Source organism: Micromonospora sp. CPCC 206061, assembly GCF_036906915.1.
In the GTDB taxonomy this organism is placed as follows: Bacteria; Actinomycetota; Actinomycetes; order Mycobacteriales; family Micromonosporaceae; genus Phytohabitans.
The window spans coordinates 38026-60509 of record NZ_JBAKHX010000046.1 but is presented as its reverse complement, the minus strand read 5'-3'; the positions used below and the strand labels follow the sequence as shown (position 1 = coordinate 60509).

The following is a 22484-nucleotide window of genomic DNA, read 5'->3' as shown; positions in this document are numbered from 1 at the left end:
AGGCCGCCCAGGCCGCGGAGGCGCGGAGGCCGCGGAGCGCTGGCCGCGGCCTCCGCGCCCCGCGGCGTGGGGGCGCGCCCACGGCGCGGGAGCCGTCGCCCGCAGCCAGGGGCCGCGGCGCGCTGGGGCGCGAAGGGCTACGCGCCTGGCTTCTTGGCGCAGATGAAGCGCGGCTCGGCCTGGTAGGTCCAGGTGAACTTCTCGCGCTTGACCTCCTTGCCGCCCTTGCGGAAGATCCGGTACGCGTCCTGCGTGAAGCCGTCGCTCCCGCTGGCCTCGATGCACTTGGGCCCCGGGTCGAGGTAGACCGTCCGCGACTTGGTGATGTTGCGGCGCGGGCTCCACTCCGTCTTGACGCTCTCGTACACCTTCGTGCTCCACATCGACACCGTGATCGAGTTCGACGTGTACGAGGTGTCGATGACGACGCCGTACGGCGAGTCGTTGCGGAACTTGAAGTCCAGGTTGGGCCAGAAGATCGTCGACTCGATCACCGCCGGATACCGGCTGAAGTAGTACGAGTGCGGCTTGTGCTCGACGTCCTTGAGACCGGCGTAGTACGAGGCGTTGAAGAGCGTCGTGGTGAACTGCGAGACCCCGCCGCCCACGCCGGGCACCAGCTTGCCGCCGACGATGGTCGGTGCGTCCTTGTACCCATCCGCGTAGCCGCGCTCGCCGGTGTGCCCGTTGAGCGAGAACGTCTCGCCCGGCTTCACCAGCGCCCCGTCGACCTGTTTGGACGCGAGGACGATGTTTTGGCTGCGCGGCGACGACAGCCCGCCGGTGAACTTCGTCGTGAACGTCGACACCCGCTCCTTGATGCCGAGCTTGGCGATGTCGGCGTCGGTGGTCTTGGGCGCCGCCTTCTTCATCGTTGCGGTCACGGTGCGGCCGTCGGTCTTGGGCAGCACCGTGAGCAGGTCACGCCCGAGCGCGGCGGTGTCGACCTGGTGCCCCTCGGTGCCGGCGGTGACCTTCGGCTTGCCGGAGACGATCGCGACGGTGGCGTCCTTGGCCTCGACCTCGACCTTGGCGAGCGGCGTCTTGAGCGCGGCGCGCAGCTTCTTCTCGTCGATCCGTGGCGTGATCTTGCCGGTCTTGTCGGCGGTCAGCACGAGGCTCTTGGCGATGGTGGTCGGCGGCACCGTCACCGAACCGCGTTCGGTGGTCACGGTGACGGGCCCGGAGACGGCGGGCGTGGCCAGCTCGGCGACCAGCTTGTCGACTTCTTCCGCGGTGGTCGCCGGGTGCACCTCGACGATGGGGACGTTCAGCGGGTAGATCCCCAGCCACCCGTCGCGCACGGCCTGCGCGGTCTTCTCCGGCTCCAGACCGGTGCCCGGCTTGGGGTACACGGGCTTTGGTGTGGTGCCTTCGAACGTGATCGCCGGCATCCGCATGGCCTGCGCCTCTTTGCCCAGGTCGTCGCGCAGCGCGGTGTCGAGGCGGTCGGGGTCGACGGTTACGACTGGCTTGACGGTGCGCGAGCCGAACAGGCGCCAACCGCCCTCGGCGGCCGACGCGACCGTGGCGTCGAGGTCCATGGCGAGCCCCACCTCGGTGGGCTTGAGCTCCACTGTCTTGTCGCCGAGACGCACGGGCACCGGGTCCTCCAGCCGGCCGGCCAGGCCCACGCGCAGCGCCTGCGCCGCGTCTGCCTTGCTCTTGCCGCCGATGTCGATGCCCAGCACCGTGGTGCCGCGCGGCACGTCGCCCGCGAACCCGTACAGCACGACGCCGCCGGCGACCACGAGCAGCACCACAGCGACGGCGGCGGCGATGAGGGCGCGCCGGCGAGACTTGGGCGGCGGCGTGGCGGCGGACAGGACGACCGGTATCTGTACGGTCGGCGCGTCGCTTGTAGGCGGGTGCGGTGCGCCAGGCGGACTCACGGATGACCTCGATTCACAAAAAGGGTACCGGCGCGGGCGGCCCGCACCGCCCGGACGCATCGTAGCGGGCGGACACTGCCCTGTCCGATTCGTTCAAGCCGACCGGTATAACGATCCGTAACGTTGCAGCCATGAACCGACTGAATCCGGACATGCTGCGCCGGGCCGCCGCGTTCGTATGGCTCACCGGGCGAGTGCTGGACCAGCGCCGGCTGGCCCACTTTACCGGCGAGGGCGACACAGACGGGGTCCTCAGAGCGCTGGATGCCTATGAGACGAGTGATGGTGGCCACGCATTTGCCCTCGAACCGGACATTCGGGGCCCTCTACCCCAGCCACTGACCGCGACGACCGCCCTACGGCTGCTCGACGAGGTCGACGCGCTCGACGCCGACCGCGTCGCCCCGATCTGCGCGTGGCTCGGCAGGCACGTCGCGCCCGACGGGGGCATCCCAGCGGTACTGGAAACCATCCTGGCCTATCCGCGGCCGCCGTGGATCGTGCCGCCCGAGCCGCCCGCGGGCGGCCTGCTGCCGACCGGCCGCGTGGCGGGCCTGCTGCTCAAGCACGGCGTCGACGCGCCGTGGCTGGAGGGCGCGGTCGCCTTCTGCTGGGCGGCCATCGACGGCCTGACCACCACTCACCCTTACGAGGTGGAGAGCGCGGTCGCGTTCCTCGACCACGCACCAGACCGGTCTCGCGCCGCGAAAGCGGCGGCGCGGCTGGGCGACCTGGTCCGCGACGAGTCTCTGGTACTGCTGAAGCCGTCGCACCCCGAGACGGCTCGCCCCGCTCCCGGGTACGCCGAGGGCGAGTACCACTACGCGTACGACTTCGCGCCCACGCCAGCGAGCCTCGCGGCGGCCTGGTTCACCGAGGCCGAGCGGAGCGAGGCCCTGGACCACCTCGCCGCCGCCCAGCAGGACGACGGCGGGTGGCCCATCCTCTGGCGCCAGTGGTCGCCGACGACCGCGTTCGAGGCCCGCCCAGCGGTGACCGTCGAGTCCCTGCGGACCCTCCGCGCCTGGGACGACTAGCCTCCCGTGTGGACGATCGGATGGGCGACGTCGTGCTGGCGTAGGCGCCCGCACATGCCCCAGCCCGGCTCGGCGCTCGGCGGCGACTCCAGGAGCGTCGACTCCCGCAGGTGCCGGCCGTCGCCACCGCCAAGGGCCTCGAGAATTTCGCCGGTGTGCCGCACCTCCGCGGCCACGGTGCGCTCCCACGTCTCGCGCCAGCCGGCCACCTTCGGTCGTACCAGCGCCGCCGCGTGGTCGTAGAAGCGCTCCAGCGGCTCGGGGTCTCCACTCTGGACGCTCGCCACGAGCTTCAGGAAGCCCTCGACCGCGAGGTCGCGACGGCGCTCGGCGGCCTCCCGCATCGCGCCATCGTCCACACCGGACGGCAGGGTGGCGGCGGCACGGTAGCTCTCCGCGTCGCCGACCACCTCCGGCGGGAACGTCATCACCGCGTCGCCGGCCTCTGGCAGTCCGGAGTTCTGCATCACGACGACGACTTCGAGGCCGCCCCGGTTGACGGCGCGGTGGATCGTGCCGGGCGTGAACCACACCGTCGAGCCGGCCCGAAGCGGCGTCTCCCGGAAGCCGGACGCGTCGAGGGTGTGCAGCGCGCCTTCGCCGCCCACCACGACGTACGCCTCGGTGGAGGCGGTGTGCACGTGCGGCGTGCCGCCCTCAAGGCCGTCCCGGCACGCTCCGTCGTAGACGGACAGGCGGGTAACCGACGTGCCACCGGGGAAGGCCGGAGTACTCATGCCGTTGCCGCCTTGAGCAAGTCGCGGCCCCGCGCCGCCAGCTCCGCCGTGCCCTCGTCGCCGCGGTCGCCGTCGGCCACCACGACGGCGTACCGGAAGCGGACGGTGGTGCCGGGCGGCACGGGCAGTTCCTCGTCGAAGAACGGCGCCGGGCAGATGCAGGCGAACTCCTCGCTGCGCACGAACCACAGCGGCGGGTGCTGCGGGTTGCCCGCATCGTCGACCATCACCACAGTGGACGCGGTGCCGGTCTCGTCGTGCCTGCCGCGGAAGGCCAGCCACTCGGCCCGGGTGCCGCGCAGGTCGTTGCCGCTGCCGGTGCCTGTCGGCGACTGCACCAGCCCGCCGGTGAACGAGCGCGGCCCTCGCCAGAAGAGCCCGCCGTACCCGGCGTTTTCCCGGCCCTTGGTGGTCGGCGAGCCGATGTTGAGGGTCTCCCCGGACACGTTGGTCATCGTGGTGTCGAAGGTCAGCACCCACGTGGCGCCGTCGAGCACGGTGGCCGACAGCGCCCGGTGCTCGTCGATGACCGGCTCGCCGGCCTGCGAGAACCAGTCGAGCCGGTGCGCCAGCTCGGCCCGGTCGCCGCTGGCCGACAGCGCGGTCAGCTCCCGGTGCACGGCGCTGCCGTTGTTGTCCTGCTGGACGTAGAACTGGCCGTGCACGTACGTGGGGCCGCCCCAGAAGTTGTGCGGGCCCACGTGCGGCAGCGACCACGCGATCCCCTTGTGCCACACGTGGTCGTGCGGCCGGTACAGGCTGACGAGGTCGCCGGTGAGCGTGCGGATCGGGTGCAGGTAAGGCTTCGGGGACTCCAGTGTGGGTGTGTCCGGCCGGTAGGTATAGGTGAACAGCTCGACGTCGCCGGCCGTGACGGTCACCGAATGGTCGAGGGCGTGGTTGGCCTTCAGCGTCATTTGGTGCTCACCTTGCCCCACGGAGTGCCGGTGCCGTCCATCCTCCTGGCGAACGGGCTGTCCGGCCCGATCTGTCCACATCGCACTCGCTCCCCCGTGAACGCGGACGCGTACAGCGCCGCGATGAACTCCATGGTGCGCCGGGTGTCGGTGAGCGTCACCGGCGGCGCCTCGCCCGCGTCGAGGGCGTCGTACACCGCCGCCAGCTGCGCGTCGTGGCCGCTCGGCTGCGACGACGGGTCGTCCGCCCACCGGTCGACGAGGCCCTCGTGGCCGGGGGCCGGCGTGAGGGTCCAGTGCTTGTCCGTGTACCCGTACAGGTGCTCCAGCTCGACGGTGGCGTGCTCGTAGTCGAACCGGAGCACGGAGGTCTCGCGCGGCGACACCACCGAGTTCACCACCGACGCCACGGCGCCGCTGTCGAACGTCACCAGGGCCATCGAGACGTCTTCGGTCTCGGTGGGCCGGGCGCGGCGGGCCGCCACCGCGGTGACCTCCTGCCACGGGCCCAGCACCGACAGCAACAGGTCAAACTGGTGGATGCCGTGTCCCATCGTGGGCCCGCCACCCTCGTTCTCCCACGAGCCGCGCCACGGCACCGCGAAGTACGCCTCGTCCCTGTACCACTGCGTGTCGCACGTGGCCAGCAGCGGCCGGCCAAGCTCGCCCTCGGCGGCCATCCGCCGCAGCCGGACCGCGCCGGAGCCGAAGCGGTGCTGGAAGATGGTCGCCACATGGGCCGGCGAGCGGCCTTCCGCGGCGACCATCTCGTCCAGCTCGGCCAGGGAGAGCGTGGGCGGCTTCTCCACGACCGCGGTCACCCCGGCGGCCAGGCACTCGATCGCCAGCCGGGCGTGTTGCTGGGGAGGCGTGCAGACGTGCACGACGTCGACCTTCTCCTCCAGCAGCAGCTCGGACAGGCTCGCGAAGGAGCGCGGCACGCCCCAGGTCTCGGCGAACCCGCGGGCCCGGTCGACGTCGATGTCGACCGCCGCCACGAGGTCCGCCCGGCCGTTCGCGGCGCGCACCGCGCGTGCGTGCGCGGTCGCGATCGCTCCGGTGCCGACGATCGCCGTACGGTAACTGCGTTGCGACATGCTGTGGTTACTTCCCTCAGGCTGCGTCTATTTCGGACTGAAGTTCCTTGATGAACGACGCGGCTGCCTGCTCCGGCGTCGCCCGGCCGAACAGCACCTGCTCGGTGTGGCGCTTGAGGATGGCCTCGATGTTGCTCGCGCCGTTCGGGGTCACCCGCGGCGCCTCGCCCACCGTGATGGCGTCGAGGTAGGCGGCCGCCGCCTTGTCAGTCTCCTTCAACTGGCCGGTGATCGCCGTACGGATCTTTGTGTTTGCGGGCACACCCCGGTCGGTCAGCAGCACGTTGGCGGCGTCCTGGTTGTTCGCGAGGAAGTCGACGAACAGCGCCGCCTCGGCTGGGTGCTTCGACCGCGACGAGACGGACCAGAACATGGAAGGCTTGTAGTACGCGCCCTTCCCCTTGCCCTGCGACTCGCCGGGCAGCTTCAGCAGCTTGAGGTTCTTGCCGCTGGCCGCCGTCAGCGAGGTGAGCTGGGTGTTCCACCAGGTGCCGAACGCCGACGTGTTGGTGGCGGTGCCGGACTGGTCGAGGGCGGCGCTGGCGCGCTCGATGGTCACGGACGGCGGCGGCGCGACTCCCGTCTTGGCCAGGTCGGCGAGGTAGGCCCAGTAGCTGGCGAGCACAGCCGGCGGGATGCTGACGTTGCCCTTCTCGTCGTACAGCGAGGCGCCCGCCTGGCGTGCCCAGATGTTGACGCCGCCCGCGTCGAAGCCCCACGACTGCACGCCGGTCACCTTGCCGCCGCTAGCCTTTGACACCTGCGCGCCGACCGTCTTCAGGTCGTCCCACGACCAGGTGCTGTCGTCAGGCGCGGTGACGCCGTACTGCGCCAGCAGGTCGGTGTTGACCACAATGGAGTACGCGGACAGCCCGACCGGCAGCGCGTACTGCTTGCCGTCCACGACTCCGGTGGCGAGCGCTTCCTTGTCGAAGTCCGCGGTGTTCAGGTGCTTCGTGGCGGTGCCGAGGTCGAGCAGCGCGCCGCGCTCGGCGTACGAGGCCAGATACAGCTCGTCCATCTGGATGATGTCGGGCGCGTCGTTGGCGGCGACGGTGGTGGCAAGGCTGTCCCAGTAGCCGTTCCACTCCTTGAACTCACCCTTGACGGTGATGTTCGGGTGGGCCTTCTGGAAGATGTCGATGACCTGCTGGGTGCGCTTGTGCCGCTCGTCCGAGCCCCACCAGGTGAAGCGGAGCGTCACCGGATCGTCGGAGAGCTCCTGGCTGGCGTCGGATCCGCCCCCACACGCGGCGAGCCCGAGCGTGAGCGCGGCAGCAACAATCGCGGCACCTGTTCTTTTCATTATTTGCCTCCAGTGGTGGCGATTCCCTTGATGAGATAGCGCTGGCCGATGAGGAAGGCCAGGAAGACCGGAGCCAGAGAAAGCACACTCATGGCGAACATCGATCCCCAGGACGTGGCGACCGTCGAGTCGACGAACGATCGCAGCGCGACGGGCACCGTGTACATCTCCGGATCCGTCAGGTAGATGAGCTGGCTGAAGAAGTCGTTCCAGGTCCAGATGAACGTGAAGATGGCGGTGGTGGCGAGCGCCGGCATCATCAGCGGCAGCACGATCCGCAGGAAGATGCGACCGTGGCCGCAGCCGTCGATGCGCGCCGCCTCGTCCAGCTCGCGTGGCAGCCCGCGGATGAACTGCACCATGAGAAAGACGAAGAAGGCGTCGGTGGCGAGCATCTTCGGCACCACCAGCGGCAGAAACGTGTTGATCCAGTCAAGCTGTGAGAACAGGATGTACTGCGGCACGATGATGACGTGGATCGGCAGCATGATCGTGCCGAGCATGATAGCGAACCACAGCCGCTTGCCCGTGAACTCCAGGCGCGCGAACGCGTACGCCGCCATCGAGCACGACACCAGGTTGCCGATGATGCAGCCCAGCACGACGATCGACGAGTTGAGCATGTAGTGCCCGAACGGCGAGGTGAGCGCGTCCCAGCCGCCCGTGTAGTTCGCCGTGTGGAAGGTGTCGAGCACGAGCCCCGGCCGGCGGAAGATCTCGTTGTTGGGCCGCAGCGAGCTGACCACCATCCACAGCACCGGATACAACATGACCAGTGCGAGCAGGGTGAGGCCGATGTGCTTCACGGCCGAGCGTAGAAGATTAGTCATCGTAGAAGACCCAGTACTTGGCGGCCCAGAAGTTGACCGCGGTGAAAGCGGCGATGATGACGAGCAGCAGCCACGCGAGCGCGGACGCGTAGCCCATGTCGAAGTTGTTGAACCCGCGCTGATACAGGTACAGCGTGTAGAAGAGGGTGGAGTCGCTGGGCCCGCCGCTTCCGCCGGACACCACGAACGCCTGCGTGAACGACTGGAACGCGTGGATGATCTGCAGCACCAGGTTGAAGAAGATGATCGGTGACAGCAGCGGGAGCGTGATGCGCCAGAACTGCGTCCACCGGCTGGCGCCGTCGGTGGCCGCCGCCTCGTAGTACATGGTGGGGATCTGGCGCAGGCCGGCGAGGAAGATGATCATCGGCGCGCCGAACGTCCACACGTTCAGCACGATGAGCGTCGACAGCGCGGTGCTCGGGTCCGATATCCACCCGCGGCCCTCGATGCCGACCATTTCCAGTACTCGATTGACCAGTCCGTCAGCGCCGAAGATCTGCCGCCACAGCACCGCGATCGCGACGCTCGACCCGAGCAACGACGGCAGGTAGAACGCCGACCGGTAGAACGGGAGGCCCCGCAACCCCCGGTCGAGCAGCAGCGCCAGCCCCAGCGCGCAGGCCAGTTGCAGCGGCACGGACACCCCGACGTACGTGAACGTCACGGCGAGCGCCTTGTGCAGGCGCTCGTCGCCGAGCATCCGCGTCCAGTTGTCGACGCCGTTGAACTCGGGCGGCTGGATCAGGTTGTAGTCCGTGAAGCCCAGGAACAGCGACGCCACGATCGGGCCGGCGGTGATGAGGACCAGCCCGGCGAACCATGGCAGCAGGAACACGAAAGCGGCCTTGTTGTCCCGCTTCCGCGGCGCCCCACCCTCCTTTCGGAGCCGCTGAAGCTCGCCGAGAGCGCTCATGGGATGGCGACCTCCTGCCTACATGATCTTGGGATGGGAAAACGTATTCCGCAGTTTGCCCGCTGCCCCCGACCACGTCAACCCCCCACGCCGCCCCGAAGGCACTCAGCGTAGCGGCGGCGTGCTCTCCCGCAAGGCGATCGTGGTCGCGACCGGGACCACGCGGGTCGGGTCGGCCTCCGACAGCGCCAGCTCGATCGCGTACTCGCCCACTGCCCGCAGCGGCACGGACACCGAGGTCAGCGCGGGCACAACATCCAGCGCAGCCGCGATGTCGTCGAAACCGGCGACCGCCACGCCACCCCCGGGCGCCAGCCCCGCGTCCCGGAACGCGGTCATAGCACCGATCGCCATCACGTCGTTGACCGCGAAGACCACCTCAATCGGGTCTTCGCCCGCCAGCGCGCCGCGCGCGATCAGGACGCGGGCCGCGGCGTAGCCACCCGCGCGCGTGAACTCGGCCTCCGCCACGAGCGGCTCGCGCAGGCCGGCCTCGCGCACGCCGGTCACGAAGGCCTGGCACCGGTCGCGGGAGGTGCGGATGCGGTCTGCCGCGCAGATCACCGCGAACCGGCGGTACCCGCGCCCGACCAGCGCCTGGGCGAGCCGCCGCGCCCCGCCCGCGTTGTCGATCGCGACGGTCGGGAACGGCAGGTCGGGCTGGCTGATCATGACGACGCTGCCGCCCGCCGTCCGGTAGGCGGTCAGCTCCTCGATCAGCGCGTCGCGGGTGTCGGCACCCTCGATGCGGCTGCCGGTGAGGATGATCGCTCGCGGGCGGTGACCCCGCAGCGTGCGGACGATCTGCAGCTCGCGTTCGGGCGAGCGGTCGGAGACGGCCATGGTCACGGTGAGGTCGGCCGCTTCGGCGCCGGCCGCCACGCCGGCCGCGATCGACGAGAAGTACGGGTCGTCGACGCCGCTGACGACCAGCGCCACGGTGCTCGTGGAGCCGCGGGCGATGGCCTGCGCCGACAGGTGCGGCTCGTAGTTCAGAGCCGCCGCGGCCTCCAGTACCCGGGCGATGTTCTCTTGCCGGACGTTCCGCGCGCTGCCGTTGAGCGCGCGTGACGCGGTGGCCGCGGAGACGCCCGCCGCGCGGGCGACGTCCCTAAGGGTCGCCTTTGGTCCGTCCTGCATGCCGACATTGTGCCGTCATGGTTAGCCGGGACGCGCGGCCCCTTGAGCTTTCCCAGCCCAATGTGTTGGAATGCGTTTTCCCACGAAGGTAGGAGCCCCGGCATGCCGTCCCTCCGACTCCGGGCCGCCGCCGCGGCCGCCATCACGCTCGCGACAGCGTCGCTCGCTGTCATGCCGGGGGCCCCGGCCGCGGCCGCGGCCGCCGGCACGACCTACTACGTCAGCGCCGCCGGCGACGACACGGCCTCCGGCCTCGACGAGACGCACGCGTGGCGAAGCCTCGACAAGATCAACGCGACCACGTTCGGGCCCGGCGACCGCGTCCTGCTGCGCTCCGGCGACCGCTGGCGCGGCCAGCTCTGGCCGAAGGGGTCCGGCGCCGCCGGAGCGCCGGTCACCGTCGACAGGTACGGCGAGGGCGGCAAGCCGCGCATCGACGGCGACGGCACGGTCGGCGACGCGGTCCGGCTCTTCAACCAGGAGTACTGGACCATCCGCAACCTGGAAGTCACCAACGCCGTCCCCGCGACCGGCGCACCGGGCGAGAACCTGCGGGACCTGCGCGGCATCCACGTCAGCGGTGACAACAGCCAGATCCTGGACGGGTTCGTCGTCGACGCGGTCGACGTGCACGACGTGACCGGCGAGGTGAACTGGATCAGCGGCAGCGTCGAGAACAACGCCCCCGGCATCCACTTCCAGACCGGCTGGGACGGCTCGAAGAAAACCGGTGGCATCGTCTTCGACACGACGGTGCCCGACATCCACGCCCCGCCCGCGACCGCTACCGTGCTCAACGACGTGGTCATCCAGAACTCCACCGTCGTCAACACGTCGTTCGCCGGCATCGTGATCAAGCAGTACACAGGGGACGGTAAGAACGCGGCCGGCGAGACGATCGCCACGGCGACCGGCTGGGGCACCCGGGTCAACCCGACCGATCCGAAGTTCACTCCACACACCAACATCACCATCCGCGGCAACTACGTCACCCAGGCGGGCACGGCGTACGGCTGCAACGGCATGTACATCACGAACGTGCGGGGCGCGGTAGTGGAGCGCAACGTGGTCCAGCGCACCGGCACGTCAGGCATCGAGACGTACTTCGCCGACGACGTGACGATCCAGTTCAACGAGGTGTACGACACCGAGCAGAAGGCCGGCGGCGCCGACTCCAACGGCATCGACCCGGACAAGGGCACGACCCGCCAGGTCGTGCAGTACAACTACCTGCACGGCAACGGCGACGGCGTGCTGCTGTGCCAGTTCGTGTTCGGCGACGTGGTGGTGCGCTACAACGTGATCCGGGGCAACACCCGCTACCAGATCTACCTGCACTCCGATCGGGCCGCCCGGGCGAACGTCTACAACAACACCATCTACAACGACCGCAGCAACTACCTCATCTACGGGTACGGCAGCTCGCTCCAAGCCGGATACGACATCAGCAACAACCTCATCTACTCCACCCGCGCAGGCGCCACGCTGACCACCAGCCCGACGATCCGGTACAGCGGCAACCTGTACGGCGGCGCGGCGCTGTCGGTGCCGCCAGGCGACACCACGGCGGTGCTCGGCGACCCGCTGTTCGCCGCGCCCACGGTGGACGGTCCATACGGGACGCCTTCGACCGGCCCACAACTCCAGTCCGCCCACGGGCTCCGGGTGCGCTCCGGGTCACCCGCCGTCAACACCGGCACCGCCGTGGACGGCAACGGCGGCCGGGACTACGCCGGCACCGCGCTCTACAACGGCGCGCCGGACCTGGGCGCGTTCGAGTACACCACGCCGGACGGTGCGGTCACCGAGTCGGTCAACGGCAGCGTGCGGAACCCGGCCGGCGTGCCCATCTCCGGTGCGCTCGTGACGGTCGGCGGCAAGAGCGCCAGCACGGGCGCGGACGGCCGGTTCGCGGTGCGCGACGTCGCGTTCGCGGACGGGCTGGAGCTGACGGCGGCGCGCAACGGGTACGAAACCGCCACGTCCACCGTGGACGTGCGGCCCGGCAACACCACCACCGTCAACCTGACGCTGGTGTCGACCAGCGTGGTCGGCGCGGTCGCCGGGCGGGTGCTCGACCAGGCGGCGAACCCCCTCCCGGGCGCGGAGGTCACCGTGCTCGACGGCGACCAGGCCATCGGCGCCGCGACCACGGGCGACAACGGCGAGTTCCACGCCGACGGGGTGCCCGTGGGTGACGGCTACACGGTGCGGGCCAGCTCCGGCGGATACGCGACCGCGACGAGGTCCGGCGTGGACGTCGCCCCGGCCACCACGACCGTGGTGGGCGCGCTGCTGCTGACCCGGCCTGTGCCGGAGTACAAGGCGGTGCACGACTTCGACGACCTCGCCACGGGCACCCTGCCCACCGGCACGGACGGCCTGACGGTCAGCGGCGCGGGCGGCCGGGTCGACGTGGTGGAGGCGCCGAGCGCCACGGACAAGAGCGCCAAGCTCACTCGCACGGCCAACACCGGCAACACCAGTGTCGCGCGGACCTTCGCGCCTCCGCTGGTGGGCATCGTCACGGTCGAGGCGAACGTGATGATCGACCAGGCGTACGTCTCCGGCAACCACTGGTGGAGCGTGCCATACATCCGCGGCACCAACGGGCAGAACGCGATCAGCGTCGCGTTCACGAAGAACACCGTCCTGGCGTACACCGGCACCACGACACAGACCATCGGTGCCTACGAGCTCGGCCGCTGGTACCACGTGGCTGTCGTCATCGACACGGTGAACCAGCGCTTCGACCTCTACCTCGACGGGCGCCGGGTCGCAGGCGACGCCGCGTTCCGGACGGCGATGGACGGCGTCGCGCAGGTGGACTACTACGCCAACAGCAGCAACTACGGCAGCGTGCACGTGGACGACGTCCGGGTGTCGCAGGGCGTGGGGCTGCTGCCCGGCGACGCGGCCCTCGCCACACTCCAGACCGACCACGGCGCGCCGGTTGCCCGGCCGGACGGCGGCTACAGGCTGGAGGTGCCGGCGCGGGTCGGCGAGGTCGAGGTGACCGCCGTGGCGCGAAGCCCGTTCGCGCGGTCGGTCAGCGTCGACGGCGCGACATTCGCCGGGGCACAGGCGAGCCAGCGCGTCGCGCTCGGACAGTCCGGAAAGGACGTGCGCGTCGTCGTGGTGGCCGAGGACGGCACCGAGGCGGCGTACACGCTGGCGATCCAGCGGCGGTCGCTGGCCGCCGACGCCTCGCTGACCGCGCTGGATACGAGCGCCGGCACCCTCGACCCGGCGTTCGACCCGGACACGCTCCGGTACACCCTCCTGGTGCCCTACGAGACGAGACTGCTCACGCTCGCGCCGACCGCCCTCAACCCGCGCTCCGGCATCACCGTGCGGGAGCAATCGGTGCCGAGCGGCACGGCGTCGGCCGCGATACCCCTGGCAGTGGGCGACACCGAGGTGGTCGTGGAGGTGTCCTCCGAGGACGGCACGGCGGCGGCTCGATACGCCGTCGCGGTGACCCGGTCGACGGCACAGCTCCCCCAGGACGGCGCGACGAACGTGCCCGGCCCGGGCACGCTGTCGACCACCAACGGCTGGAAGCACGGCCTGCGCGACGGGGCGCACGACGTGACGATGAACCTGTGGTGGGGCGTCAACGCGAGCGTCTTCGTGCTGTACGAGAACGACGTCGAGATCGCCCGGCGCGAGCTGACGCCGAACACACCGTCGGCGCAGAAGGCCACCGTTTCGCTGAGCGGCCGCCCCAACGGCAGGTATGTGTACACGGGCGAACTGCTCAACCAGGCCGGGGTCACCGCCACCGCGTCGGTCACCGTCGAAGTCACCGACGCCAACCCCGGAAAGCCGGTGCTCAGCTCCGACAACTGGGACGGCGACGGCGACCACACCGTGCGGATGAACATGTGGTGGGGTACGAACGCCACGGAGTACCGGCTGTTCGAGGACGGCGTGCTCGTCGACACCCAACAGCTCACCGCCGCCACACCGCAGGCACAGCGCGCCAGCACGGTGCTCACCGGCCGGGCGATCGGCACCCACACGTACGTGGTGGAGCTGCGCAACGCCGCCGGCGCGACTAAGAGTGACCCTTTGGTGGTGACGGTGACGGCCTGAGTGTGCAGTATTCTCGGGCCGTGCCCCACGCCGCGCGACCCACCGTCACCTTGCACGACGTGGCGGCCGCTGCGGGCGTGTCCGTCTCGACCGCGTCCCGCGTGCTCGGTGGCAGCTCCCGCACGGTCGCTCCCGAGTACCAGGAGCGGGTGCTCGCGGCGGCCGCCACGCTGCGGTACACGGCCGACGCCTCCGCACGCGCGATGCGGCGCGCGAGCGACTCGATCACGCTGATCGTCGACGACCTCACCACCCCATCCATCGGGATGGTCGTCGCCGCGATGGAGCGCGAGGCCCGCACCGCGGGCGCTTTCGTCACCGTGTCGTCGACCGGCGGCACGCCCGACCGGCAGCTGGAAACGGTACGCCGGCTGCGTGCGCTGCGCCCCCGCGCGATCGTGCTCACATCCAGCCGCCTCGACGCCGACCTCGTCGGCGGGCGGCTGCTCGGCGAGCTACGCGCGTACGAGCGCGACGGCGGCCGGGTGGTGATAGTCGGCGACACCGACATGCCGTTCGACTCCATCAGCTTCGACAACCACGCTGCCGCACGGGCGCTCGGCGCGTACGTGGCCGAGACCGGGCATCGCGAAGTGGTGATTCTGGCCGGCGACGTGGCCCGCGCGAACGTCACCACACGTGCCACCGGTTTCATCGAAGGGCTACGCGCCGGCGGGGTCGCCCCGGACAGCATCCGGGTCGTCCACTGCGAGGTGAGCCGCCGGGGCGGCTCCGAGGCGATACGCGGGTCGCTCGGTGGCTTCACGGATGTCGACGCCGTCCTGGCCGCCAACGACCTCATCGCCGTCGGTGCGATGTCCGCGCTGCGCGCGGCGGGCGTCTCGGTGCCCGCCGACGTGTCGGTCACCGGTTTCGACGACATCCAACTCGCCGTCGACGTGATGCCGCGGCTCACCACGGTAGCGCTGCCGCTGGCGGACGCGGGCGCCGAGGCGATCCGCCTCGCGGTGCGCGAGGGCACCGAGCCGGCGCACCTGACCATGAGCGGTCACCTGGTCGTGCGCGACAGCGCCCTCCCGCGCACGCGGCCACGCTGATGCGGTACGGCATCGACGTCTGCACGCTCGGCGAATTCGCCGAGCCGGCCCGGGTCGTAGAGCTCGCCCAGGCGGCGGAGGCCGCCGGTTGGGAAGCGGTGTTCGTCTGGGACCACCTCGCGTTCGCCTGGGGCGTACCGTCGGCCGACCCGTGGGTGATACTCGCCGCGGTGGCCCAGGCGACGACGCGCGTCCGCATCGGCACCGCTGTCACCCCGCTGCCGCGACGCCGCCCGGCGGTCGTGGCCAACGCCGTGGCGACGCTCGACCGCCTCAGCGGCGGCCGGATGGTCCTCGGCGCCGGGGCGGGCGGCGTGCCGGCCGAGTTCACCGCGTTCGGCGAGCCGGGCGAGCCGCGGGTGCGGGCGACAATGCTCGACGAGGCCCTCGACGTCGTCTCAGCACTGTGGACAGGGCAGCCGGTCAGCCACGCGGGCGAGCACTACAGCGTCGACGGCGTGACACTCGCGCCGCTGCCGCTGCAGCGCCCACGCCCGCCGATCTGGATCGGCGGGCACGGCAAGGCGGCGCGGCGCCGGGCGAGGCGCTGGGACGGCTGGATCGTCGGCGGCGACAACGAAGCCGGCGAGATGGCCGTGCCGCCCGAGCGCCTGGCCGCCGGAATCGTCCACATCGGACGTGACGCGCCGTTCGACGTGGCGCTGACGGGAGTGTCCGCCGGGCCGGACGACGCGGTGTTCGGGCGGTACGAGGCGGCCGGCGTCACGTGGTGGCTGGAGCACATCCACGGCCGGCGAGCACCGCACGCGGATCTGCTGTCCCGCGTGGAGGCCGGCCCGCCCCGCTGAACTCTTCCAGTCGCTGAGCGCAGGTTGCCTACGCGAACTGGTGGTGGTCTGCCAGGACCTCGCCGATGACCCGCTGGTTGACGGCGCCCTGGTGCGGATCCCTGGTCCCGGACAGGACCAGCATGGCCTTCCAAAGCGCCCAGCCGCGCGCCCGCGCCCACGCGCCCTCGTCCTGGCCGACCGCCTCGCGAAACGCGCGCCGGCTGTCGCCGGAGAACATCGTCCACGCGATCACCAGATCGCACGCCGGGTCGCCGACGCCCGAGGTGCCGAAGTCGATAACCGCTGCCAGCTTCCCGTCGACGACCAGCAGGTTTCCCGAGGCGATATCGCCGTGGAACCACACCGGCTCCCCGCGCCACTCGGCGGCCAGCGCCGCGTCCCAGACGGCGGCGGCAGCCGCCGTGTCGACGCGACCCTCCAGCTCGACCAGACACCGGCGTGTCTCGTCGTCGTAGTAGGCCGGCGAGGCGCCCCGGTGCCAGCTGTGCTCCCCACCGGGCGGCCCGCCGGCGGCGTCGCAACGCTGCAGCGCAAGGACGAACTCGGCCACCGAGAGCGCGAACTCCGACATGTCGTCGATCCGCTCCGGGTCGGCCGGCTCGCCGGGCAGCCAGCCCCGCACCGACCATGGGAACGGATATCCTTCGCCGGGCGCCCCCATGGCCAGGACCGGCGGCACGGCGACCGGCAGCGACGGCGCCAGCCGGGGCAACCATTCGTTCTCCTTGGCCACGGCGGGCACATAGCCGGCAGCGGTGGGCAGGCGCACCGTCATATCGTCACCCAGGCGGTACGTGCGGTTGTCCCAGCCGTCGACCTCGACAGGTGTCACCGGCAGGTCGCTCCACTGCGGGAACTGCGCCGCGATGAGGCGCTTCACCAGGGCAGCGTCGATACCGGCACGGCCGTCCGGATGAGTAGAACCCATCCCGTGATCATCACCTCCAGCACCCCTCCCGCCAAACGGATTTCCCCCCGACACACCCGATCCCGGCCCAGCACCCGCGCGCCGCTGCGGCGCACGCCCGTCGACCAAGGGCCTCCTTGCCGTCGCTTTGCCGTCGACCAAGGGCCTCTCCCCGTCGATCAAGGGCAAACGCACGTGATTCGATCTCAAAACCACGTGCATTCGCCCTTGATCCATACAAACTGCCTTGATCGACGACAGGCTTCGCGCCGGAATTGCGGCCAACCGGACCACGCCAGCACAGCGCCCGCACACCGCCAACAACCACGCCAAACGCAGCGCCCGCGCCGCCGACAACCGCGCCAAACACAGCCTTCGCACACCGCTGCAGCTCGCGCGAGCCCGGGACGGCGGGTGCGCGTTCCCCGGCTGTGACCGGCCACCACGCTGGTGCGACGCCCACCACATCACCGCCTGGACCACCGGCGGAACCACCGCCCTACACAACGGCGTCCTGCTATGCGGCTACCACCACCGACTCATCCACCGCCGCGAATGGGAAGTCCGGCTCGGCGCAGACGGCAGACCCGAATTCACCCCACCGCACTATGTGGACACCGAACGCAAACCCCGCCGCAACCTCTACCACCGACGAACATAGGGCGGAGATGGCACACTCCGGCCCCGATACCTGCTGGCAGCGTTTCTCGGGTCGAGAGCGTGGCTGTCTAACCCGCGCCGCTCCGGTGATCTCAGGCCTCGGCCCAGGCGCCCAACTCGTTACCGCTCGGGTCGGTGAAGTGGAAGCGGCGGCCACCCGGGAAGGCATATGGGCCGTTGACCACCTCGCCGCCGGCCTTTCGCACCGCCTCCACGGACTGGTCGAGGTCGGTGGAGTAGAGCAGCACCAACGGGCCGCCGCCTGGCCGCGCCTCCTTGTCGAGGCGGAGGCCGCCGACCTCGTCTTCGGCACCGCGAATGCCGGCGTAGCCCGGCCCGTAGTCGTTGAACTCCCAGCCGAACGCCTCGGCGTAGAACCGTTTGGCCTCGTCGAGGTCGGTGACCGTCAGCTCGATGTAGTCGATGGTGTGGTGCCGGTGTGCCTGTGCTTCGGGGACATGCCCGCATTCTGCACGCCCGGTACGACATCGTGGCCCGTTGCGGCCATCGGGCTGCCGCGCCGGTAGCCGCGGCGTTACGGTCGGGGCATTCCACTATCGATACAGGAGGATCTTGTCATGCGGGGGAAGACACTCTTGGGTAAGGCGTGGCGCTTCGCGCTCGCCCTGGCGACCGTGGTCGCCGGTGTTGTCGTCGCGGGAGTCGCGCACGCCGACAACATCATGGGGAACTAGCCAGGTCGACGCGGGCACCGGGAAGGTCGTGGAAGGCGAGCAGCGCCTCGCCCTCGACGACCACAGCGTCGCGCTCAGCGGCGGTCAGCGGGCGCAGCGGCGTGATCTGGAGCGTCTCGGACGCGATGGTCCAGGTGCCCGCGACCCGGCCGTCGACCAGCAGAAAGCGGGCGCCCGCCACGCTCAGCCCGCGATGTTCCTGGTCGATGATGCGGCTGCGGTCGTCGAACGCGAGCACCGCGTTGTCGAACGCGGGCAGGAAGCGTGGCGGCGCGGGCGTCTCCGGGTCGGGCAGGGCGCCGTCGAGGACGTCGAGCAGTTCGCGGCCGCGGGTGTCGCGAAACGTGCGAAGTTGCGGGCGGAGCCGCTGCACCGACTCGCGCAGTCCGGCCAGGCCGGACCAGGCGCGGATGTCGGCGCTGGCCGCCGGCCCGTACGCGGCCAGGTACCGCAGCACTAGCGCGTCGAGCGCCTCCGGGGTCGCGGCGACAAGCGGCTGGCCCAGCCACACCTCGATCGTCGTGTTGTAGGCGGATCCGCGACTGCCCCAGATGCCGCGCGGCGGCACCTGCACGAGCGGCACCACGGAGCTGAGCGCGTCGCCGAGGTTGCGCGGGGTGACGCCCGGCCAGCGGTCGGCGAGCGCGCGTCCCACCTCCGACAGCATGCGGGGCTGCTCCTCGAAGTGCGGGCGGCCCGCCTTCGCCAGCTCTTCCAGGTCGACGCCGGGCAGCACGCGGCGCAGCGTCGTCCACATCCGCCCTACCACCACCGAGTCGAGCAGCGGGCGCAGCACGAGACAGTCGCGGGCGGTCAGCAGGTGCAGTGTGCGGCGCATGACGAGGGTGCGTACGGCGCGCCGGCTTTCGAGCAGGTCGACGAGCTCGCGCGGCTCGAACCCGGCCACGCGGCTCCACAGTCCCACGTACGGCTCGAGCGGCTCCTGCGCCTGTAGGCCGACCAGGTGTTCGATCGCGTCGGCGGCCGTCACCTGGTGGCGGTTGAGCAGCATCTGGCGTGCGAGGAGGGCGCGGTTCAGGGCGCGGGCGTCGAGCATGACCAGCAACGTTATCGTAGAGAACGATCACCAGCGGACCCGTCGCGGGCCGCTGGTTTGGGAGTGCAGAGTCCTCGACGCACCGAACAGTTTCCCTGTTGTTCCGCGACTACCTGCGCGTCGACCAGGACATCGCGGCTCAGTACGTGGCGGTGAAGCGGCGGCTCGCGGCGCAGTTCCCGCATGACGGCCTGGCCAAACACCAACGCGAAGCCCGGTACGCGACCCTTTCTTAGGCGCGGACCACGACCGGTGCCACCGACTCGCGCACCACCACGTGGGTGCCGAGAACGACCTGCTGGTTCTGCGCCGGGTCGAGGGCGAGCCGCACGGCGGTGCGCCCCAACTCCTCGGTCGGCACCCGCACGGTGGTCAGCGGCGGGTACAGGTTGGCCGCGAGTGGGATGTCGTCGTACCCGACCACCGACACGTCCCGTGGCACCCGGAGGCCGGCATCGCGCAGCGCCTGGTAGACGCCGGCGGCGACCATGTCGGTGGCGGCGAAGATCCCGGTGACGTCCGTGCGCTCGGCCAGCAGCGCGCGGGTGACCGTGTACCCGTCGGCCTCGGTGAACGTGCCGGGTCGAATGAGCGCCTGGTCGGCGGGGACGCCGTACTCCTGGTGCGCCCTGTTGAACCCGCGCAGCCGGTCGCGGCTGGTGGTGTGGTCGAGCCGGGCGAAGCCGACCGCCGCGACCCGCCGGTGTCCCTGGGACAGCAGGTGGCTGGTGACCGCGTACGCCCCGCCCTCGTTGTCGTACTCCACGATCGTGGTTGGCACGTCGGCGCCGAGTGAGGGCCGGCCGCACAGCACGAGGCGGGAGCCGGCCTTGTCGAGCGCATGCGCGAACTGGATCATGCGTTCGCGGTACTCGTCGTTGAGGAACCCGCCACCGACCAGGATGACCGCGTCCGCGCGCTGCTCGCGCATGGCCTCGACGACGGCGAGTTCGCGCGCGGGGTCGCCGTGGGTGGTGCAGATGAGGCAGAGCCGGCCGTGGGCGGTGGCCTGGTGTTCGACGCCCTTGGCGACGTACGCGAACGACGGTCCGGTGACATCTTCCATGACGAACGCGACCAGCCGGGTGCCGGCGCCCTTGAGCGCGCGGGCCTGGGCGTTGGCGACGTAGTCGAGCTCGCGGACGGCGCGCTGGACGCGACTGCGGGTGGTGGCGTTGACCGGGTAGTCACCCGTGAGCACCCGGGAGACCGTCGCGGGTGACACCCCCGCGCGGGCCGCCACGTCCTTGACCGTGACCCGGTCGCTGCGCCTGTCGCTCACGAAGACTCCCGTCGCGTTATGAAAACGTTCTCCACCTTAGAGGTCCGTTGTCACCACCGCATCACCCTGTTCATACTCTTGACACCAGCGGACGGCCGGAGCTAGGTTCCTGAGCACCCAAGAGAACGTTTTCTATCGCCTAGCTCACAGGATCGGACGATGAGCGCCTTACAGACCAGGGAAGTACGGCGGGCGGCGTCAACGCCGAAGCCCGCCGCACCGGCGCGGCGGCACAAGCCGCTGCGCGGCAACCTCTGGGTGGGCCTGCTCGCGCTGCCCGCCGTCGCCTTCTTCGTCGTGTTCGCGTACCTGCCGATGGTGGGCCTGGTCGTCGCGTTCAAGGAGTTCAACGTCGCGGACGGGGTCTTCGGCAGCCCGTGGAACGGGCTGGACAACTTCCGCTACTTCTTCTCCTCCGGCGAAGCCGGCCGCATCCTGCTGAACACGCTGCTGCTCAACACGCTCTTCCTCGCCGCCACCCTCGCGGCCGGCATCACGCTGGCGCTGATGCTCAACGAGATCCGCGGGCGGTTCTTCAAGCGAGTGGCCCAGTCGACGATCTTCTTCCCGTACTTCGTCTCGCCGATCGTCATCAGCATCATCCTTCAGGTGCTGCTGGCCGGGGTCGGCGGCTCGGGCGGCGCCGTCAACGACGCCCTCGCGGGGTTCGGCCTGCCGACCGTGGACTGGTACAGCGAACCGGGCCCGTGGCCGTGGATCCTCACCGTCGTCAAGGTGTGGCAGATGGGCGGCTACCTCAGCGTCATCTTCCTCGCCGCCATCACCTCGATCCCGGAGGAGGTCTACGAGGCCGGCGCGATCGACGGCGCCAGCCGCGCGCAGATGGCCTGGCGCATCACCATCCCGCTGCTGCGGCCGACCGCGGCCGTGCTGCTCGTGCTCGGCGTCGGCCGGATCTTCTACGGCGACTTCGGCACCATCTACGCGATCGTCGGCGACAACGGCACGCTCTTCCCCACCACCGACGTCATCGACACGTACGTCTTCCGGTCGCTGCGGCAGCTCGGCGACTTCGGCACCACCGCGGCGGTCGGGCTCTTCCAGTCGGTCGTCGGCTTCATCCTCGTCACGGCCGCGGTGCTGATCCAGCGCCGGTACGCCAAGGAGAGCAGCGTCCTGTGATGACCAAGAAGAAGAGACTCGAACCGTTCACCATCGTCAGCGTCGTCGGCGTCGGCTTCTTCATGGTGCTGTGCGTCGTCCCCTTTTGGATGATCATCTCGGGCTCGTTCACCGCCGAGTCGAAGCTGGCCACCACGGGATACAGCCTGCTTCCCGAGCCGTTCTCGACGGCCGCGTACGAAATGATCTTCACCGGGCCGACGGTACTCGAGGCCTACTTCGCGAGCATCTTCATCACCGTCGTCGGCACCGCGCTGTCGCTCGCCGCCACGTCCGGCATCGCCTGGGTGATCGCCCGCCGGCTGCCGGGCATCAGCCGGCCGATCGCGGTGTTCGCCTACCTCCCGATGCTGTTCAGCGGTGGCCTCGTGCCGCTGTACCTGCTCGTCACGCAGTACCTGCACCTGCAGAACAGCTACTTCGCCGTCATCCTGCCCCTGCTGGTCGCGCCGTTCCTGGTCTTCATCCAGGTCAGCGCGTTCCGCCAGCTGCCCGAGGCGATCCTCGAGTCGGCCCGTATCGACGGCGCCGGCGAGTGGCGGATCTTCTTCCGGATCGTCCTGCCACTGTCGAAGCCGATCCTCGCCGTGGTCGGCCTGTTCTACGCGGTCCACTACTGGAACGAGTGGTTCACCGCGCTGCTGTTCATCACCGACATCCACAAGTACCCGCTTCCCCTGCTGCTGCAGAACATGATCCAGAACGTGTCGTTCTCGCAGATGCTGCCCACCAGCGCCGGGCAGTCCCCGCCGGTCTACCAGCTTCGGCTCGCGCTGACGGCCGTCACCATCGGCCCCATCCTGCTCGCCTACCCGTTCGCCCAGCGCTACTTCGTCAAAGGCATCACGCTGGGCGCCACCAAAGGCTGAGTCTCCCCACGCATTCGAAACGAACCCTTCC

At 70.2% G+C, this 22484-nt stretch carries 20 protein-coding genes; 8 read left to right on the top strand and 12 right to left on the bottom strand.

Annotation, left to right across the window (positions count from 1 at the left end; all coding sequences use genetic code 11):
• Positions 1-137 precede the first annotated feature (137 nt).
• Positions 138-1952 carry a VanW family protein gene (locus tag V6V89_RS26510; protein WP_442935218.1) on the bottom strand — a complete coding sequence of 605 codons (1815 nt, stop codon included), beginning with the start codon at positions 1950-1952 and terminating at the stop codon, positions 138-140.
• Between the two features lie 71 nt (positions 1953-2023).
• On the opposite strand from V6V89_RS26510, the gene V6V89_RS26505 reads away from it, so the two are divergent.
• Positions 2024-2929, top strand: a complete 906-nt coding sequence (locus V6V89_RS26505; protein WP_334622073.1) for a hypothetical protein — start codon at positions 2024-2026, stop codon at positions 2927-2929.
• Here V6V89_RS26505 and V6V89_RS26500 read toward each other — a convergent pair.
• The 7 genes from V6V89_RS26500 to V6V89_RS26470 all read right to left on the bottom strand — a co-directional run bounded on the left by V6V89_RS26500 (position 2926) and on the right by V6V89_RS26470 (position 9872).
• Positions 2926-3666, bottom strand: a complete 741-nt coding sequence (locus V6V89_RS26500) for a cupin domain-containing protein (RefSeq protein WP_334622071.1) — start codon at positions 3664-3666, stop codon at positions 2926-2928. The genes V6V89_RS26505 and V6V89_RS26500 overlap by 4 nt on opposite strands.
• Positions 3663-4583, bottom strand: a complete 921-nt coding sequence (locus tag V6V89_RS26495) for a PmoA family protein (protein ID WP_334622070.1) — start codon at positions 4581-4583, stop codon at positions 3663-3665. Before V6V89_RS26495 ends, V6V89_RS26500 begins: the two co-directional genes overlap by 4 nt.
• Positions 4580-5680 (bottom strand): Gfo/Idh/MocA family protein, encoded by a 1101-nt coding sequence (locus tag V6V89_RS26490; RefSeq protein ID WP_334622068.1) that lies wholly within the window; start codon positions 5678-5680, stop codon positions 4580-4582. The genes V6V89_RS26495 and V6V89_RS26490 overlap by 4 nt, the downstream gene beginning before the upstream one ends.
• A gap of 16 nt (positions 5681-5696) precedes the next feature.
• Positions 5697-6986, bottom strand: coding sequence for an ABC transporter substrate-binding protein (locus V6V89_RS26485; protein ID WP_334622066.1), 1290 nt, complete (start codon positions 6984-6986; stop codon positions 5697-5699).
• A complete protein-coding gene (locus tag V6V89_RS26480; RefSeq protein ID WP_334622065.1) occupies positions 6986-7792 on the bottom strand; it encodes a carbohydrate ABC transporter permease in 807 nt (268 codons plus the stop codon). The genes V6V89_RS26485 and V6V89_RS26480 overlap by 1 nt, the downstream gene beginning before the upstream one ends.
• A gap of 16 nt (positions 7793-7808) precedes the next feature.
• On the bottom strand, positions 7809-8732 hold the full coding sequence (locus V6V89_RS26475; RefSeq protein WP_334622064.1) for a carbohydrate ABC transporter permease: 924 nt from the start codon (positions 8730-8732) through the stop codon (positions 7809-7811).
• Between the two features lie 105 nt (positions 8733-8837).
• On the bottom strand, positions 8838-9872 hold the full coding sequence (locus V6V89_RS26470; protein WP_334622063.1) for a LacI family DNA-binding transcriptional regulator: 1035 nt from the start codon (positions 9870-9872) through the stop codon (positions 8838-8840).
• Between the two features lie 102 nt (positions 9873-9974).
• Here V6V89_RS26470 and V6V89_RS26465 point away from each other — a divergent pair, with 102 nt between their 5' ends.
• From V6V89_RS26465 to V6V89_RS26455, 3 genes are read left to right on the top strand one after another with little or no spacing between them, the layout of a single operon-like run.
• A complete protein-coding gene (locus V6V89_RS26465; protein WP_334622062.1) occupies positions 9975-13970 on the top strand; it encodes a carboxypeptidase regulatory-like domain-containing protein in 3996 nt (1331 codons plus the stop codon).
• Positions 13971-13990: 20 nt separating this feature from the next.
• Entirely contained in the window at positions 13991-15028 is a 1038-nt protein-coding gene (locus V6V89_RS26460; protein ID WP_334622061.1) for a LacI family DNA-binding transcriptional regulator, read from the top strand.
• Positions 15028-15837, top strand: coding sequence for an LLM class flavin-dependent oxidoreductase (locus V6V89_RS26455; RefSeq protein ID WP_334622060.1), 810 nt, complete (start codon positions 15028-15030; stop codon positions 15835-15837). Before V6V89_RS26460 ends, V6V89_RS26455 begins: the two co-directional genes overlap by 1 nt.
• 28 nt (positions 15838-15865) lie before the next feature.
• Here the strand turns inward: V6V89_RS26455 and V6V89_RS26450 are convergent, their stop codons facing one another.
• A complete protein-coding gene (locus V6V89_RS26450; RefSeq protein WP_334622059.1) occupies positions 15866-16768 on the bottom strand; it encodes an aminoglycoside phosphotransferase family protein in 903 nt (300 codons plus the stop codon).
• Between the two features lie 226 nt (positions 16769-16994).
• Here V6V89_RS26450 and V6V89_RS26445 point away from each other — a divergent pair, with 226 nt between their 5' ends.
• Positions 16995-17408 carry an HNH endonuclease signature motif containing protein gene (locus V6V89_RS26445; protein WP_334622058.1) on the top strand — a complete coding sequence of 138 codons (414 nt, stop codon included), beginning with the start codon at positions 16995-16997 and terminating at the stop codon, positions 17406-17408.
• A 91-nt stretch (positions 17409-17499) separates the two neighbouring features.
• On the opposite strand, the gene V6V89_RS26440 is transcribed toward V6V89_RS26445, so the two are convergent.
• Together V6V89_RS26440 and V6V89_RS26435 are read right to left on the bottom strand one after the other, a co-directional pair.
• Entirely contained in the window at positions 17500-17832 is a 333-nt protein-coding gene (locus V6V89_RS26440) for a VOC family protein (protein WP_334622077.1), read from the bottom strand.
• A 256-nt stretch (positions 17833-18088) separates the two neighbouring features.
• A complete protein-coding gene (locus tag V6V89_RS26435; protein ID WP_334622057.1) occupies positions 18089-19159 on the bottom strand; it encodes a winged helix DNA-binding domain-containing protein in 1071 nt (356 codons plus the stop codon).
• Between the two features lie 26 nt (positions 19160-19185).
• Between V6V89_RS26435 and V6V89_RS26430 the strand changes: the two genes are divergently transcribed.
• Positions 19186-19395, top strand: coding sequence for a GrpB family protein (locus V6V89_RS26430; protein ID WP_334622076.1), 210 nt, complete (start codon positions 19186-19188; stop codon positions 19393-19395).
• On the opposite strand, the gene V6V89_RS26425 is transcribed toward V6V89_RS26430, so the two are convergent.
• The gene (locus tag V6V89_RS26425) at positions 19392-20441 is read right to left on the bottom strand and encodes a LacI family DNA-binding transcriptional regulator (protein ID WP_334622056.1); all 1050 of its coding nucleotides are present in this window, start codon (positions 20439-20441) and stop codon (positions 19392-19394) included. The two genes, V6V89_RS26430 and V6V89_RS26425, sit on opposite strands and share 4 nt — an antisense overlap.
• Before the next feature lie 159 nt (positions 20442-20600).
• Here V6V89_RS26425 and V6V89_RS26420 point away from each other — a divergent pair, with 159 nt between their 5' ends.
• Entirely contained in the window at positions 20601-21584 is a 984-nt protein-coding gene (locus V6V89_RS26420) for an ABC transporter permease subunit (protein WP_334622055.1), read from the top strand.
• Positions 21584-22453 carry a carbohydrate ABC transporter permease gene (locus V6V89_RS26415; RefSeq protein ID WP_334622054.1) on the top strand — a complete coding sequence of 290 codons (870 nt, stop codon included), beginning with the start codon at positions 21584-21586 and terminating at the stop codon, positions 22451-22453. The genes V6V89_RS26420 and V6V89_RS26415 overlap by 1 nt, the downstream gene beginning before the upstream one ends.
• The last annotated feature ends 31 nt before the right edge of the window (positions 22454-22484 follow it).